The 14,861-nt window shown below is 58.8% G+C and carries 15 protein-coding genes and 1 other RNA gene; 12 read left to right on the top strand and 4 right to left on the bottom strand.

Features of this window, described 5'->3' with window-relative positions; all coding sequences use genetic code 11:
• Window positions 1-57: 57 nt before the first annotated feature.
• Window positions 58-2,031, bottom strand: coding sequence for a transketolase (gene tkt / locus JZX87_RS00855; RefSeq protein WP_148143580.1), 1,974 nt, complete (start codon window positions 2,029-2,031; stop codon window positions 58-60).
• A gap of 323 nt (window positions 2,032-2,354) precedes the next feature.
• On the opposite strand from tkt, the gene JZX87_RS00850 reads away from it, so the two are divergent.
• The 11 genes from JZX87_RS00850 to JZX87_RS00800 all read left to right on the top strand — a co-directional run bounded on the left by JZX87_RS00850 (window position 2,355) and on the right by JZX87_RS00800 (window position 10,726).
• The gene (locus JZX87_RS00850) at window positions 2,355-2,627 is read left to right on the top strand and encodes a DUF4164 domain-containing protein (RefSeq protein WP_148143582.1); all 273 of its coding nucleotides are present in this window, start codon (window positions 2,355-2,357) and stop codon (window positions 2,625-2,627) included.
• A 12-nt stretch (window positions 2,628-2,639) separates the two neighbouring features.
• The gene (locus JZX87_RS00845; RefSeq protein ID WP_148143584.1) at window positions 2,640-3,017 is read left to right on the top strand and encodes a cell division protein ZapA; all 378 of its coding nucleotides are present in this window, start codon (window positions 2,640-2,642) and stop codon (window positions 3,015-3,017) included.
• 62 nt (window positions 3,018-3,079) lie between these two features.
• Window positions 3,080-3,238, top strand: a non-coding RNA gene (ssrS, locus tag JZX87_RS00840) — 6S RNA.
• A gap of 112 nt (window positions 3,239-3,350) precedes the next feature.
• Entirely contained in the window at window positions 3,351-4,850 is a 1,500-nt protein-coding gene (locus tag JZX87_RS00835; protein WP_286193985.1) for a sensor histidine kinase, read from the top strand.
• The gene (locus tag JZX87_RS00830) at window positions 4,847-5,290 is read left to right on the top strand and encodes a response regulator (protein WP_148143588.1); all 444 of its coding nucleotides are present in this window, start codon (window positions 4,847-4,849) and stop codon (window positions 5,288-5,290) included. The genes JZX87_RS00835 and JZX87_RS00830 overlap by 4 nt, the downstream gene beginning before the upstream one ends.
• 9 nt (window positions 5,291-5,299) lie before the next feature.
• A complete protein-coding gene (locus tag JZX87_RS00825) occupies window positions 5,300-6,331 on the top strand; it encodes a sensor histidine kinase (RefSeq protein WP_206823021.1) in 1,032 nt (343 codons plus the stop codon).
• Between the two features lie 206 nt (window positions 6,332-6,537).
• Window positions 6,538-7,824: a hemolysin family protein gene (locus JZX87_RS00820; protein ID WP_183821124.1), complete on the top strand. Its 1,287-nt coding sequence runs from the start codon at window positions 6,538-6,540 to the stop codon at window positions 7,822-7,824.
• The gene (locus JZX87_RS00815) at window positions 7,824-8,423 is read left to right on the top strand and encodes a 5-formyltetrahydrofolate cyclo-ligase (protein WP_206823020.1); all 600 of its coding nucleotides are present in this window, start codon (window positions 7,824-7,826) and stop codon (window positions 8,421-8,423) included. The genes JZX87_RS00820 and JZX87_RS00815 overlap by 1 nt, the downstream gene beginning before the upstream one ends.
• Before the next feature lie 2 nt (window positions 8,424-8,425).
• Window positions 8,426-9,250 carry a TIGR00282 family metallophosphoesterase gene (locus JZX87_RS00810; RefSeq protein ID WP_148143597.1) on the top strand — a complete coding sequence of 275 codons (825 nt, stop codon included), beginning with the start codon at window positions 8,426-8,428 and terminating at the stop codon, window positions 9,248-9,250.
• A gap of 95 nt (window positions 9,251-9,345) precedes the next feature.
• On the top strand, window positions 9,346-9,705 hold the full coding sequence (locus tag JZX87_RS00805) for a hypothetical protein (RefSeq protein WP_206823019.1): 360 nt from the start codon (window positions 9,346-9,348) through the stop codon (window positions 9,703-9,705).
• A 172-nt stretch (window positions 9,706-9,877) separates the two neighbouring features.
• Window positions 9,878-10,726, top strand: a complete 849-nt coding sequence (locus JZX87_RS00800) for an MBL fold metallo-hydrolase (RefSeq protein WP_206823017.1) — start codon at window positions 9,878-9,880, stop codon at window positions 10,724-10,726.
• Window positions 10,727-10,748: 22 nt separating this feature from the next.
• On the opposite strand, the gene JZX87_RS00795 is transcribed toward JZX87_RS00800, so the two are convergent.
• Window positions 10,749-11,261, bottom strand: coding sequence for a pyridoxamine 5'-phosphate oxidase family protein (locus JZX87_RS00795; protein WP_206823016.1), 513 nt, complete (start codon window positions 11,259-11,261; stop codon window positions 10,749-10,751).
• A 169-nt stretch (window positions 11,262-11,430) separates the two neighbouring features.
• On the opposite strand from JZX87_RS00795, the gene JZX87_RS00790 reads away from it, so the two are divergent.
• Window positions 11,431-12,177: a YebC/PmpR family DNA-binding transcriptional regulator gene (locus tag JZX87_RS00790; RefSeq protein WP_206823014.1), complete on the top strand. Its 747-nt coding sequence runs from the start codon at window positions 11,431-11,433 to the stop codon at window positions 12,175-12,177.
• A 63-nt stretch (window positions 12,178-12,240) separates the two neighbouring features.
• Here the strand turns inward: JZX87_RS00790 and JZX87_RS00785 are convergent, their stop codons facing one another.
• Together JZX87_RS00785 and JZX87_RS00780 are read right to left on the bottom strand one after the other, a co-directional pair.
• Window positions 12,241-13,236, bottom strand: a complete 996-nt coding sequence (locus JZX87_RS00785; protein ID WP_206823013.1) for an LLM class flavin-dependent oxidoreductase — start codon at window positions 13,234-13,236, stop codon at window positions 12,241-12,243.
• 103 nt (window positions 13,237-13,339) lie between these two features.
• A complete protein-coding gene (locus JZX87_RS00780; RefSeq protein WP_206823011.1) occupies window positions 13,340-14,710 on the bottom strand; it encodes a methyl-accepting chemotaxis protein in 1,371 nt (456 codons plus the stop codon).
• Between the last annotated feature and the right edge of the window lie 151 nt (window positions 14,711-14,861).

Here is a 14,861-nt window from a genome sequence, read left to right as displayed (position 1 = left end):
GCTACGTTCTAACGCGGGTTGTGACTGCCCTACTTTGATCTAGGGCAGTCGGTAGCATTAAATTTTTGCTTCGGCGGCAGCGACGACAGCGTCAGCCGTGATGCCGAAGTGCTTGAAGACATCCTTGGCCGGGCCGGAAGCGCCAAAGCCCTTCATGCCGATGAATGTGCCTTCCGGACCGATGAAGGCATCCCAGCCTTCGCGAACGCCGGCTTCGACGGCGATCTTGACCGGGGACTTGCCGATGATTTCCGCGCGGTAGGCATCCGGCTGTTCGAAGAAGAGTTCTGTCGACGGCACCGACACGACGCGAACGGTCGTGCCCTTTTCACCGAGCGTCTTTGCCGCAGCTACTGCCAGTTCGACTTCCGAGCCGGATGCGAAGATCGTGACCTTGGCATCGGCATTGCCGGAGAGCGTGTAGGCACCCTTGGCCGAGCGGTTCTCTTCGGAATATTCCGTGCGAACGGTCGTCAGGTTCTGGCGGGTGAGCGCCAGGCCGGACGGACGATCCTTGGTCGAGACGGCGATCTGCCAGCATTCGGCAGTTTCGACGGCATCGGCCGGGCGGAACATCATCAGGTTCGGGATGGCGCGCAGCGAGGCCATCTGTTCGACCGGCTGGTGGGTCGGGCCGTCTTCGCCGACGCCGATCGAATCATGCGTCAGGACGTGGATGACGCGGATACCCATCAGGGATGCCAGGCGGATCGGCGGGCGGCAATAATCCGAGAAGATCATGAAGCCGCCGCCGTAAGGGATCAGGCCGCCATGCAGCGCGATGCCGTTCATGGCCGACGCCATGCCGTGCTCGCGGATGCCCCAGTGCATATAGCGACCGGAGAAATCCGTCGGCGTGACGGAGATCATCTGGCTGGTCTTGGTGTTGTTCGACGGCGTCAGGTCTGCAGAGCCGCCGAGCGTTTCCGGCAGAAAGCCGTTGATGATTTCAAGCGCGTCTTCGGAAGCCTTGCGGGTTGCGACCGTCGGCTTGGTTTCGGCGAGTTTCTTCTTGTAGTCGCTGATCGCAGCGTCGAAGCCTGCCGGCAGGTCGCCGGCAAAGCGGCGGTCGAATTCGGCCTTCTTGTCGGACTTTTCGAGGCGGCCTTCCCATGCCTTGACGGCGTCGGCGGAACGGGTGCCGGCGGCGCGCCATTCGGACAGGACATCGTTCGGGACTACGAAGGGTTCGTATTCCCAGTTCAGCGCCTTGCGAGTTGCAGCGATTTCTTCCGCACCGAGCGGCGAGCCGTGAACCTTGTGGCTGCCGGCCTTGTTCGGAGAGCCGAAGCCGATCACCGTCTTGCAGGCGATAAAGGTCGGCTTGTCGGACTTGTGGGCTTCTTCAATCGCGGCGGCAATGGCTGCCTGATCATGGCCGTCGATTTCGATCGTGTGCCAGTGAACGGCCTTGAAGCGGGCGATCTGGTCGGTCGAGTCCGACAGCGAAACGGCGCCGTCGATGGTGATCGAATTGTTGTCCCAGAAGAGGACGAGCTTGTTGAGCTTCAGGTGGCCGGCAAGCGCGATGGCTTCGTGGGAGATGCCTTCCATCAGGCAGCCATCGCCGTTGATCACGTATGTATAGTGATCCTGCAGGTCGGCGCCGAATTCGTCGCGCAGCTTGCGTTCGGCAATCGCCATGCCGACGGCATTGGCGATGCCCTGGCCGAGCGGACCGGTGGTGGTCTCGATGCCGGTGGCGTGACCGTATTCCGGATGACCGGCGGTCTTGGAGCCGAGCTGGCGAAAGCCCTTCAGGTCCTCGACGGTCATGTCTTCATAACCGGTCAAATACAGCAGCGAATAAAGAAGCATCGAACCGTGGCCGGCCGACAGCACGAAGCGATCGCGGTCCGGCCAGTGCGGTTTCGTCGGGTCGAACTTCAAATATTTGGAGAACAGGACCGTTGCCACGTCGGCCATGCCCATCGGCATGCCCGGGTGGCCGGAATTCGCCTTTTCGACGGCATCCATGGCAAGGAAACGGATCGCATTCGCCATCCGGTCGTTTTGTTCGCGAGAAGTCATGGCTAATCCACTGTATCCGAGTGTCGGTCAGAGGCCCGTTTGGAGGGCCATTTGAGGGAGCGCCTGATCCTTATCAGGTGGCGCGCGCAAGTCAACAAATGTGGGGCTATAGCTATTACATATTGAGCAGGTTTGCGACAGGTCGCCGTTTGTTTGGGCAGATGTGTGCAAAAACGATATAAGGTGATTGATCCACAAGTCGATGACGCACAGAGGGTGGTGGTTTGTTGACCGGCTTTCAAGCGGTGCTTAATCTGTTTTACCTAATGGCGAGGTTTGGCTGCACGATTCGGTCTTCTTCGCATTCTCACGGGATATGATGGATGCCGGCAGAAAAGACGGTTGAGGTGGCGCTTTCGGAACTGCGCGCAGCGGTGGGCAGTCTCGAAAATGCCGTGGATGCCCGTATCGAACGTCAGCGCGAGAGCCGCGACGTCGATAGCGAAGTTCGTCGCGTCCATGCAGATCGTGCCCGTCTGGCACAGGAGCTCGATCAGTCGCAATTTCGCGCCAATCGGCTGGAAGAAGTCAATCGCGAAGTATCGCGTCGACTGGTGACGGCTATGGAAACGATCCGCGCCGTGCTTGATCGCTGACGGGAGAATTTGATGGCTCAGATTACAGTCACGATCGATGGCAAGGCCTATCGCATGGCCTGCGAGGAGGGGCAGGAAGATCACCTGACCCAGCTTGCCGACCGGCTGGACCGCTATGTCGGCCACCTCAAGGGGCAGTTCGGCGAAATCGGCGATCTGAGGATCACCGTCATGGCCGGCATCATGATCATGGACGAACTGTCCGAAATGACGCGTAAGGTTTCGGCTCTCGAGGCGGAACTGGCTTCCCTGCGGTCCAATCGCGACGGATCTATCGAGGTGCAACAGCGCAACGAGCAGGTGCTGGTCTCTACGATCGGCGAGCTTGCTGCGCGGATCGAAGGGCTTGCGGCAAAGCTCAACGGGCGCACACCTGCCGAGATCAATTGATACTTACAAAAATTCGATCCCTGGCTACTGGCGCTGCCCGAGGATCGCACATATATTCTGGTCGCGTTCTGCGCTTCCCGACAGGAACCACAATCCCTGGGGCCATACTCGATCCAAAGGGAGCTGTCCCTGACCAGGCCCGTGGGCTTGGACATATGGCGCCCACCTACGTTTGTAGGCACCCAGGATCGTAAAACTCCATCGGTCGCCGTGGATCGCGCTTTCCTTTTTTAGATTGTCGTTGATGCAGTCCGGCGCTTGCCGGATATGCATTGACAATGCCGGCGTTGCGGCCAAGTTCATTCCGTCCAGTTCAATCGACGGTTCCTCTTCATGCTCTTTGCCAATAACAAGTTTGCCCGGTCTTCGCTCTTCATGCTTTTGATCGGTGCTGGACTTCTCGTTGCTATCGTCCTGTCGTCCTTCTTCCTTGCAGGCATGACGCGGACCTATTTCGACGAAGTGACTAAGCTGAGGGCGGTGCGCTCTGTCGCGGCTGACATGCTGGTTCTGCTGAATTCTGCTGAGTCGAGCCAGCGCGGTTATCTTCTGGTGCAAAACGAGGCCTTTCTCGAGCCATACCAAAAGGCGCTCGAAGCGTTGCCGAGTCAGGTCGAGCGGCTGGAGCGCGTTTCCAAAAATCAGAATACGGTCAACGTGCCGCTTGAGGATATCCGTCGCCTGATCGCTGAAAAGGTGACGGAGATGCAGTCGACGCTCAATCTTGCCAGCGAGGGCAAGGTGGCGGATGCCGTTGCCATCGTGCGCAATGAGTCCGGCTTCGTCGTCATGCAGCAGCTTCGGCAGGCGATCGGCGATGTCGTGCAGGAACTGGACGGGCATCTGATCAACGGTATCAGCGAAATCCGCGAAAGCGCGGGATCGCTGCAATATGTAACACTTGGCGGCGGACTGCTGATCATCCTGGTCGTCGGCGGCGCAATTGCCGTCGTGATGCAGCATGTGCGTGAACTCGCTCATGCCCGGGCGGAGGTCGAGGAGCTGAATGTCGGGCTTGAGGAACGCGTCAACGAGCGCACCGAAGACCTGATACAGGCCAATCGTGAAATCCAGCGTTACGCCTATATCGTCTCCCATGACCTGAGGGCTCCTCTCGTCAATATCATGGGCTTTACCAGCGAACTCGATGCGTCTCTCAAGTCGATCAGCGCCTATGTGCTGGCCGATGAGGCGCGCCCAAGCGAAGACGAGGTGCGCGAGGCGCGGCTTGCCGTCGAGGAGGATCTGCCGGAGGCGATCGGGTTCATCCGGTCATCGACCAAGAAGATGGATGCCCTGATCAACGCCATCCTGAAGATTTCGCGCGATGGCCGCCGCGAGCTGAAACCTGAACGCATCGATCTCGGCGAAATGCTGGAGACGACGGCCGCAAGCGTTCATCACCAGGTCAGCGATTCCGGCGGCGAGGTAAGCATCTCCGTGGGCGCAGCCCGTGGTCTTTTGACTGACCGGTTCTCCATGGAGCAGATTTTCGGCAACCTGTTCGACAATGCGGTAAAGTACAAACATCCGGAGCGACCGCTCAACCTTTCCGTGAAGGCATTCCCGATGGGGCGCAGTGCCGTCCGGATAGAGGTGGCGGACAATGGTCGAGGGATCGCGCCGGAAGACCATGAACGCGTCTTCGAACTTTTTCGCCGGGCCGGGGTGCAGGACAAGCCGGGCGAGGGGATCGGGCTTGCGCATGTGCGCTCGTTAGTCAGAAATTTAGGCGGGGAAATTACTGTGACCTCCACATTGGGGGGAGGATCGACATTCGTCATCCGTCTGCCCATGGATCTGTCCCAGTATGTTAGGAGTAGCGGGCCATGAAAGCTGCCGGCAAGGAAGTCACCATCGTCATGATCGAAGATGACGAAGGGCATGCCCGCCTGATCGAAAAAAATGTGCGCAGGGCCGGCGTCAGCAACGATATCGTGCCTTTTACCAATGGTACCGATGCGCTCGATTTCATTCTCGGTGCCGACCGCTCGGGCATGGCCAGCAGCGATCGGCATCTTCTTATCCTTCTCGATCTCAATCTGCCGGATATGTCGGGTATTGACATCCTTGAGAAGGTGAAGTCCAACCCTCATGCAAAACGACTGCCCGTGGTGATCCTCACGACGACGGACGACGAGCGTGAAATTCAGCGCTGTTACGATCTCGGCGCGAATGTCTACATCACCAAGCCAGTGGATTACGATAGTTTTGCACACGCCATTCGACAGCTGGGTCTGTTCTTTTCGGTGATGCAGATACCCGGACAATGATGAGAAGATATGCCGCGAACGATCCTTTATGTTGACGACGATGTCGCTCTGGCCCGTCTCGCGGAACGCCATCTCGGACGCGCCGGTTACAATGTCGTCACTGCCGTCGACGGGGAAAGCGCCATGGCGGCGTTCGAAAAGGGCGGGATCGATGCGATCGTTCTAGACCACTATCTCCGCGCCGAGACCGGTATGGATATCTTCCATCGCCTGCAGGGGCGTGGCTGTTCGGCGCCGGTCATTTACGTCACCGGTTCCAGCGAAGCGACGATCGCCATCGAGGCAATGAAGAACGGCGCATCCGATTATGTCATCAAGACCGTCGGCGACGAGTTCCTGCCGCTGATGCAGAATGCGATCGGCCAGGCGATCTCGACCGCAGATCTGTGGCGCGAGAAGGAAAAGGCCGACCAGGAAATCCGCATCGGCAAGGAACGAGCCGAAATCCTGCTGGCGGAGGTCAATCACCGCGTAGCAAACAGTCTAGCTCTGGTCGCGGCGATGATCCGACTCCAGGCCGGAAGCAGCAAGAACGAGGACGTGAAGGCAGCGCTTGCCGAGACACAGGCTCGGATTGCGGCAATCGCCGGCATGCACCGTAGCCTCTACACATCCGATGACGTGCGGCAGGTGGAGATGGACAAATATCTCGGCACGCTGGTCAACGAGGTGCAAGGAACGGTCACCGACCGTCAGGGGGCGACCATCCATCTATCGGCCGACGAGGTAATGTTGACGTCGGATCGCGCAGTTTCCGTCGGCATGATCGTCACCGAGCTTTTGACCAATGCACTGAAATACGCTTACGAGCCGGGGAAAGACGGCGAGGTGCGTGTTCTTCTGAAGCGCCAGCCGGACGACAAGGCATTGCTTGCGGTCGAAGATGACGGCATAGGCTGGAAAGAGGGCGATGTCGTCAAGGGAACCGGTCTTGGAAGCCGGATCGTGAAGTCGATGGCATCCACGCTCGGATCGGCCATTCAATATGTCGAGCGGCCGAAAGGCACGCGTGCGGAGATGACGATCGATCTCTCTGTTTGATCGGCGGCAGACATCAGTTGTTCCAGCCATTGCAATAGACGCCAGCCGACCTTATGATTTCTACTCACAGGTGAAGGTGCGCAGTTCCGAGAACCGGCTGACGGTTTTCCGAACTGCGCGCGAGATCACATCATGAAATCAACGGCAGCCGCCGCAAGCGGTCAACGTTTTGTGCGCAGGATATTGTCCCAGCCTAAGAGCACCTTTTGTTAACCGAAATCCTTATCGTCGTTGCACTCACCATATTGAATGGTGTTCTTGCGATGTCGGAACTTGCCGTCGTTTCATCCCGCCCCATCCGTCTCAAGGTTATGGCAGAGCAGGGAAATCGCGGTGCGGCCACAGCCATCAAGCTTGCCGAAGACCCAGGTCGTTTTCTCTCTTCCGTTCAGATCGGCATCACGCTGGTTGGTGTTCTTTCCGGCGCATTTTCAGGCGCAACCCTCGGTACGCGCCTGACCTCATGGCTCGAGGCACAGGGCATGGCCGAGAACCTTGCCGACTGGCTTGGTGTCGGCGGTGTCGTTGTCGTCATCACCTATATGTCGCTTATCCTCGGCGAACTGGTGCCGAAGCAGATTGCGCTTCGCGCGCCAGAATCTGTTGCCGCCCGCGTCGCGCCTGCGATGAAGCTCGTGGCGATGATCGGCGCGCCCATCGTCTGGTTTCTCGATATTTCCGGCCGCTTCGTGCTGGCCATACTCGGTCAGAAGGGCGAGTCCGAAGACAAGGTGACGGACGAGGAAATCCGCACCGTTCTTGCTGAAGCGCAGAGCGCCGGCGTCATCGAAAGCGGTGAGTCCGAGATGATTTCCGGCGTCATGCGCCTGGCCGACCGCACCGCCCGCGGCCTGATGACGCCGCGCCGCGATGTCGAGGTGATCGATACCGAGGACGAACCGGAGGAAATCCGCGCCCAGCTTCGCGCCACGACACGCTCCCGCCTTCCGGTTCGCAAGGGCAGTTCCGACGAGATCATCGGCGTTCTGTTCGTCAAGGACGCCTATGATTTCATGGCCGGCGGAAAGCAGTTCGATGTTCAGCTTGTTATGCGTGAGGCTCCCGTTGTCTCCGATCTGACTGGCGCTCTCGACGTCATCCAGGCGCTCAGGAAGGCACCGGCGCATATGGTGCTTGTCTATGACGAGTACGGTCATTTCGAAGGCATCATCAGCTCAGGCGACGTGCTGGAGGCAATCACCGGTGTGTTCCAGGAAGACGCGACCGAAGAGCCTGCAATCGTGGTGCGGGACGATGGTTCTTACCTGATCGCCGGCTGGATGCCGGTGGATGAGTTCGGGGCGCAGATGGGGATCTCGATCGAGGAGGATCCGGGTTACGAGACCGTTGCCGGTTTCGTGCTTGACGAATTGAAGCACCTGCCGGAACTCGGCGAAAGCTTCACGACGCATGGCTGGACCTTCGAGGTCGTCGATCTTGATGGTCGGCGTATCGACAAGCTGCTGGTCTCGCGCTCGGGCGACAAGGCCTGATGGCCGGCCAATCGATCAAGGCGTCGCTGCGGGCCGAAAGGCTCGCGGCGCGCGATGCGCTCAGTGCTGCGGAGCGCGTGGAGAAAAGCCTGTCGCTGGCATCGCATGGCATGGCGGCGATCGATCTCAACGACGGAACGCTCGTGTCCGGATTTCTGCCGATCCGCTCCGAGGTGGATGTCCGTCCTCTTATGGATCTCCTGAGACAACGCGGGGCGCGGATTTGTGTGCCCGTTGTACTCGACAAGGAAACCATCGTTTTTCGCGAACTGACACCCGGCGCCGAGCTTGTCGCGGGTGTCTTCGGCACGGTCGGGCCGGGGCTGGACGCGGGCGAATTCGACCCCGAGATCATGCTGGTGCCGCTTGCGGCGTTCGACCGCAGAGGCCACCGGATCGGTTATGGTGGCGGTTATTATGATCGCGCAATTTACCGTTTGCAGCAAAAAGGCTGCAATCCACGGCTGATCGGCATTGCTTTCGACTGCCAGGAAGTGGCATCAGTTCCCGACGAACCTCATGATATAAGGCTTCACGGGATCCTGACGGAAAGCGGTTTTCGCGATCTGTCCGATGAGGCCATTGTAAAGATTGGATAGGAATGCGCCTTCTCTTTCTAGGTGACATGGTCGGCAAGACCGGCCGCACGACCGTATGGGAAAAACTGCCGGGCCTGATTTCCGACCTGAAGCTCGATTTCGTCATCGTCAACGGCGAGAACGCGGCCGGCGGTTTCGGCATCACCGAGGACATCTTTCTCGAGACGATCAATGCCGGCGCTGATGTCGTCACCACCGGCAACCACGTTTGGGACCAGAAGGAAGCGGTGACTTTTGCCGGTCGCCACGACCAGTTCCTGCGACCTGCCAACTATCCTGCCGGCACGCCGGGCAAGGGATCGGGCCTCTATTATGCCCGCAACGGTGCGCGCATCCTCGTTGCCAACATCATGGGCCGGGTGTTCATGCATCCGGAACTCGACGATCCCTTCAAGAGCGCCGAGGCTATCCTCGATGCTGCTCCGTTGAAGGAGCAGGCCGACGCGATCATCTTCGATTTCCACGCAGAGGCGACCAGCGAGAAGCAGTGCTTTGGGCATTTCGTCGACGGGCGCGCCTCGCTCGTTGTCGGTACGCATACCCATGTGCCGACCGCCGATTGCCAGATCCTGAACGGCGGCACCGGCTATATGTCGGATGCCGGCATGTGCGGCGACTACGACTCGTCTCTGGGAATGGAGAAGGAAGAGCCGCTCAACCGCTTCATCTCGAAAATGCCTAAGGGCCGCTTCGAGGCGGCGCATGGACCGGCGACGCTTTGCGGTCTCGGTATCGAGATTTCGGATTCGACCGGGCTTGCCGAAAAGATCGAGCCCATCCGGATTGGGCCGCGGTTGGCGGAAACCATTCCCAGCTTCTGGCGTTGATTGGGCTACCGCGGTTCCCATGCTATCATTCAGGCATGTGACTTCCTGCACCGGCGATCGTGCCGTGCAGGGCGGCATCTGATGGAGGGCATGGCATGGTTGACCCGGTTACCCGCGTTTCTTCGACGTCAGCATCCGCCGCGACTTTGGTCGATAGCAGCGTGGTCAGCCGGGCTGAGCCTGATAATGTCTGGGCAGCCCACCGGCAGGATCAGATCAATGCCGACCTTGCGACCATGAAGCGTTTTCGTGAGCAGCAGGACGAGGCCGGAAGCGAAGAAGAGCCTTCCGCGTCTCTCGATGATCGGCACCCGCACCGCCGACAGGACGCGACTGCTTCGGAAACACTCGACGAGCAGGTAGATGACGCAAGATTGTCGGGTGAAAGCGAGCGTATCGGAACGCGGAATTACGATGACGAGACGCCATTCGGGCATCGTACACTGATCATCTGATCCGTTTTCGTATGGGGCCGTTTTCGGGAGCGCCTTGCGTCGGATCGAACTCAACCTTTGGCCGAATGACGGAATTGTGAGGCGCGGATCGGCAATGTCTGCTGGACCGATCCATATGCTTGCCCCATCCTTTTTCCCGGAATGAGCATGAACGCGTTTTCCGGAGTGTGGCATGAAGCTGCGAACTCTCGCATTCGGTTTTTCGGCCTTTCTTCTTTCAGCATTCTCTTCGGCCTACGCACAGGAAGGCCTTCCTGTCAGCCAATGTCAGGCAATCGCTCAGAAACTGCCGCATGTGCGGTTTGCGAGCTTCAGCCCGCCGGGTGTTCAGCTAGCGCAGGCGGGCAAGGCGTTGACGCTCGCCGAGCGGGAAGAGGTGAGGATCACCTTCGTCGGGCATTCTACCTATTTCATCGAGACGCCGGGCGGTATCGGGATTGCGACGGACTACAGCGGTGTCTATCGGCCTGACAGATTGCCGGACGTGGTGACGATGAACCGGGCGCATTCCACTCATTACTCGCTGACGCCCGATCCAGGGATTGAGACGGTGCTGCACGGGTGGAGCGATGTGCCGGGTGAAAAGGCTAAACATCAGGAGATGATTGGAGATGTCTATATCCGCAATGTCGTCTCCGACATCCGCAACTGGGGCGGCGGTATAGAGGAGAACGGCAACTCTATCTTCATCTTCGAGGTTGCGGGCCTATGCATAGGCCATCTGGGGCATCTGCATTTTGAATTGAACGAGGCGCAATATACGGAGATTGGGCGTCTCGATATCCTGATGGTGCCTGTCGACGGTGGTTTGACCATGGGGGCGGACAGCATGAGCCGCGTCGTGCAACGGCTGCGGTCTTCGCTGATCCTGCCGATGCACCGTTTCGGGCCGCCGCTGGATACGTTCCTTGCGATGTTCGATGGGAAGTTCGACATCGCCTATGCGAAGGAAAAGACGCTCAGGGTATCGATGCGGTCACTGCCCAAAAAACCGACGATCCTGGTGCCGCAGGGGCTTTAACGGCCCCCGCGGCTAAATCTGCCTAATGGATTGCCGAGAAGGTGAGGTGCTGCTTGACGCCCACCTCCGGCATCTTCTCGTCGGTCATGTTGGCCTTGGCGATCTCCCAGCCGAATTTCAGCGTGCTGTTGGTCGAGGCCCAGATTTCGGCATCATCTACCTCGAAGGCGAGCATGGTGAGAAGCGGATCGTCCTTGCCCTGCTCGTACCAGGCGGCGGTTACGGCGCTCCAGTATTCGTCGCGCTTTGCGGCATCGAGGCGGACTTCGATCGGGCCCGACAGGCAAGCGTGATAGTCATGGTTCTTGCCGGTGACGCAGAAATGCGCCCGGCCGCCAGCGCCGATGGCGCGCACGAGATCCGTATCCGTCTTGGTAAAGAACCAGATCGTATTGGTCTTGGTATCGACATTCGGCGCCATGGGCTGGAAATGCATGTGTGCGCCTTCAAGGCCCAGCATGCCGGCATGGACGCCATTGATCTCGTCCCACATCTGGCGTTCGGGTGCTTCGCGGGCTTCGGTGAGGCTTGCCATTCCTGCGTCTCCTTTGTTGTTTTCGATAGGTCAAACGGAGCTGCAAAGGCTTTGTTCCGGCCCATTTCGTTGAGCCGGGGACGCTTGGGTAATCGAAATGCCTTGAATGGCGGGCGCTTCGAAATTATAAGGCGCCCATTCCAAAACCGGTTAAAGTATCAGGGGTGCCATGGCTGGCCATTCACAGTTCAAAAACATCATGCACCGTAAGGGCAAGCAGGACGGCATCCGTTCGAAGATGTTCTCCAAGCTCGCACGCGAAATCACCGTTGCTGCCAAGACAGGTCTTCCCGACCCGACGATGAACGCTGCGCTTCGCCTTGCCGTGCAGAACGCCAAGGCACAGTCGATGCCGAAGGATAACATCGACCGTGCGATCAAGAAGGCTTCCGGTGCTGACGCCGAGAACTACGATTCCGTGCGTTACGAAGGCTACGGCCCGGGCGGCACGGCCGTTATCGTCGAGGCGCTGACTGACAACCGCAACCGCACCGCATCCAACGTCCGCTCCATCTTCACCAAGGCCGGCGGTGCACTTGGTGAAACCGGTTCGGTTTCCTTCTCATTCGATCACGTCGGCGAAATCACCTACAAGCTTTCCGTCGGCGATGCGGACAAGGTGATGGAAGCCGCGATCGAAGCCGGTGCCGATGACGTTGAGACGGACGAAGAAGGCCACACGATCTATTGCGGTTTCGAGGACATGAACGAAGTGTCCAAGGCACTGGAAGCCGTTCTCGGCGAAGCCGAGACGGTCAAGGCGATCTGGAAGGCACAGAACACGATCGAAGTCGATGAGGAAAAGGCGCAGTCGCTGATGAAGCTCATCGGCAACCTGGAAGACGATGACGACGTGCAGAACGTCTATTCGAACTTCGAAGTGTCGGACGAGGTGATGGCCAAACTCTCGGCCTGATTGCTCTTCAGAATCTGGAAACTGCAACGGGCCGGTTTATGCCGGCCCGTTTTTCGTTGCGCGTCACGCTTTTTCCATCATCGGCAGGCTGGCAAACAGCTCGACCGAATGCAAACGAGCGTCGATGTCGTGGATCGGCATGGAGACGATCAGTTCGTCAGCGCCGGTTTCCGCGAGAAAGTCTTTCAGCTTTGCCTCAATGTTCGGCACCGAGCCGACTGCGGCGTAACGCAGCGTGTGCTCGACGCTCATCTTTTCCATCGGTGTCCAGAAGCCATCCATGCTGTCCAACGGCCTGGGGAAGCGGGTGCGGACATTCTTGCGCAGGTTGACGAATTGCTGCTGCGACGAGGTGAACAGACGTTCGGCTTCTTCATCGGTGTCTGCGGCGACGCCCATGACCCCAACCATGACATAGGGCTTTTCCAGTTCAGCGGACGGTTGGAAGCGTTCGCGATAGATCGCAATCGCATCCAGCAGCATGTCGGGGGCGAAGTGGGAAGCGAAGGCATAGGGCAGGCCGAGCGCCGCCGCGAGATGGGCGCTGTAGAGGCTGGAGCCGAGGAGCCAGATCGGTACATTGGCCTCGGTGCCGGGGACAGCAATGATCGCCTGGTTCTCGATCGGCGTGCCGAGCAGGTGCTTCAGTTCGACGATGTCCTGCGGAAAGTTCTCGGCACCGGCATCCATGTTGCGTCGAAGCGCGCTGGCGGTGCGCATGTCGGTGCCGGGAGCGCGGCCGAGGCCGAGATCGACACGGCCGGGCAACAGCGCTTCCAGTGTACCGAACTGTTCAGCAATCACGAGAGGGGAATGGTTGGGCAGCATGACGCCACCGGAACCGACGCGAATTTTATTCGTCGCCGCCCCCACATGGGCGATGACGATCGAGGTCGCAGCGCTGGCTATACCGGGCATGCCATGGTGTTCGGCAAGCCAGACACGCTTGTATCCCTGCTCTTCGGCCTTGATTGCCATGCGACGGGATTGATCGAGCGCATCGCGCACCGAGTAGCCTTCGCCGACCGGCGAAAGGTCAAGTATCGAGAACGGAATCATGGATCTACCTTGGAAAGGAACAATTCTGTCGTTCCTATCTAGGGAGCCGGAACCGCCGATGCGACCCTTTCGCGCAGAAAAGCATGAGCAGGCGGTTCCGCTTTTACGTCTTCACTAACTTCAGATGGCTGCGGTGGTGGGGCGGGCTGGTGTCTGGCGGTGTGTGGTCATCGTGAAGAACGGTGATATGGATGAAGCGTCCGCAATGCCTATTGATCACCGCAAGCTCCTGCGCCATGCGTTCTAGCGCCGTCTCCAGCATATGGTCGAGCGAGCGGCGCTGGCTGGCATGCTTGAGTGACCCGTCCAGAATGACGCCGCTGCGGGCAACGATATCTGACGACATCATCGAAGCTTCCGAGATTAACGTGAGCTTGTCGCCGATCGTCTCGAAACTCTCGTGCAGATGCTGTTCCTGCTGCAGGATACGACCCGTCTGGGTGCGCGCTTGCTTGAGGCAGAGAGTGACGTCGCGTTCCAGAAGCGAAGCCTGCTTTGCTGCTGCCGCGCTTGTTTCGGCCATATCGCGCAACTCGACTGCGAAAGCCGGCAGCGTTTCCTGGGGGCCGGCCATGTTTGCTGCCGCAACGCTGGCGCTGACGGAAAGCATGTTGGTGCGGAATGCCATGTCGCGCATCAGCGCAGCGATGTCTCCAACCTGTTTCTCTGAGCCGCGCATGCTTTCGGATGCCTCTATTTCCTGCGAAACGGTTTCGCGGCTCTGTTGCCAATAGGTCTTGGCATTGGCGGCGATTGTGGCGATCTCTCTCAACGCCGCATCCTGCTCGCGCAGGAGATCCGCGATATCACGCAGGCCATTGCCGGCAACCGAAAGAGCGGGAACTTCATCCGGTATCATCGAACGCTGCTGCGTCAGCCGGATACGCGCCTCGGCGCATTCTCCATGCAGGGTGCTCGCCGAAGTGATGATGGTTGTCAGGCTTTCGTTGAGCGAATTGACTGCCTTGTTGAAATCACCGCGCAATCCTTCGAAGCCATCCGAGAAGGGAGTGTCGAGACTGACGGAAAGGTCGCCTGTCGCGAGGCGGCGCAAACCGGCATCCAAGGCGCTGAGCGCTTCTTCCGAAGCCTTCTGGCGATCGTTGCCTGCTATTCCATGCTGCTGGTCAATGGTCCTCAACCCGACCAGGCGGGGGGGGGCTGGATTGACGCGTTCAGGAGAAATTTTTGGTTTTGAAGATTTTGGCAGAGGGTCTAAACCGGATGCGATAGCATTTTCAGGTGCCGCACCGAGCATTAGTCTGGTCGAGGCCGGTCTTACTTCATGAGCGCCGGCAATGCGGGTGGCCATCATAGCCGTCGCCATTGAGAAACCAACGACGCCCGCTGCCAGAAGTGCTGTCATGGCGGGGGACATTCCCGGAGAAAAAGTGGATGCGATCACTGCCAGCAGGCCATTCTGCACTAGCAGAAGAGCCGTGATCTTCATGAACAAGCTTTGGCGTTGAGACATCGCCCTCTCTCCCTCTCGTATCATTCGAGAACACCCAGAACGCGGAAAAACCGCCGTCGTTGCACAGGTCATATCAGTAGAGCGACATATGGTTAGCGACGCGTTAACCAGTTGAAATTCGATGTTTCTGTTTTGTTTATATTTCAATGGC

Source organism: Agrobacterium sp. Ap1 (genome assembly GCF_017313375.1).
GTDB lineage: Bacteria > Pseudomonadota > Alphaproteobacteria > Rhizobiales > Rhizobiaceae > Neorhizobium > Neorhizobium cellulosilyticum.
This window is presented reverse-complemented; position numbering and strand designations above follow the sequence as displayed.

What these genes read in the sequence shown, in the direction of transcription:
- tkt (WP_148143580.1), bottom strand. Translation starts at nt 2,031, where the DNA reads ATGACTTCTCGCGAACAAAACGACCGGATGGCGAATGCGATCCGTTTC.
- JZX87_RS00850 (WP_148143582.1), top strand. Translation starts at nt 2,355, where the DNA reads ATGCCGGCAGAAAAGACGGTTGAGGTGGCGCTTTCGGAACTGCGCGCA.
- JZX87_RS00845 (WP_148143584.1), top strand. Translation starts at nt 2,640, where the DNA reads ATGGCTCAGATTACAGTCACGATCGATGGCAAGGCCTATCGCATGGCC.
- JZX87_RS00835 (WP_286193985.1), top strand. Translation starts at nt 3,351, where the DNA reads ATGCTCTTTGCCAATAACAAGTTTGCCCGGTCTTCGCTCTTCATGCTT.
- JZX87_RS00830 (WP_148143588.1), top strand. Translation starts at nt 4,847, where the DNA reads ATGAAAGCTGCCGGCAAGGAAGTCACCATCGTCATGATCGAAGATGAC.
- JZX87_RS00825 (WP_206823021.1), top strand. Translation starts at nt 5,300, where the DNA reads ATGCCGCGAACGATCCTTTATGTTGACGACGATGTCGCTCTGGCCCGT.
- JZX87_RS00815 (WP_206823020.1), top strand. Translation starts at nt 7,824, where the DNA reads ATGGCCGGCCAATCGATCAAGGCGTCGCTGCGGGCCGAAAGGCTCGCG.
- JZX87_RS00810 (WP_148143597.1), top strand. Translation starts at nt 8,426, where the DNA reads ATGCGCCTTCTCTTTCTAGGTGACATGGTCGGCAAGACCGGCCGCACG.
- JZX87_RS00805 (WP_206823019.1), top strand. Translation starts at nt 9,346, where the DNA reads ATGGTTGACCCGGTTACCCGCGTTTCTTCGACGTCAGCATCCGCCGCG.
- JZX87_RS00800 (WP_206823017.1), top strand. Translation starts at nt 9,878, where the DNA reads ATGAAGCTGCGAACTCTCGCATTCGGTTTTTCGGCCTTTCTTCTTTCA.
- JZX87_RS00795 (WP_206823016.1), bottom strand. Translation starts at nt 11,261, where the DNA reads ATGGCAAGCCTCACCGAAGCCCGCGAAGCACCCGAACGCCAGATGTGG.
- JZX87_RS00790 (WP_206823014.1), top strand. Translation starts at nt 11,431, where the DNA reads ATGGCTGGCCATTCACAGTTCAAAAACATCATGCACCGTAAGGGCAAG.
- JZX87_RS00785 (WP_206823013.1), bottom strand. Translation starts at nt 13,236, where the DNA reads ATGATTCCGTTCTCGATACTTGACCTTTCGCCGGTCGGCGAAGGCTAC.
- JZX87_RS00780 (WP_206823011.1), bottom strand. Translation starts at nt 14,710, where the DNA reads ATGTCTCAACGCCAAAGCTTGTTCATGAAGATCACGGCTCTTCTGCTA.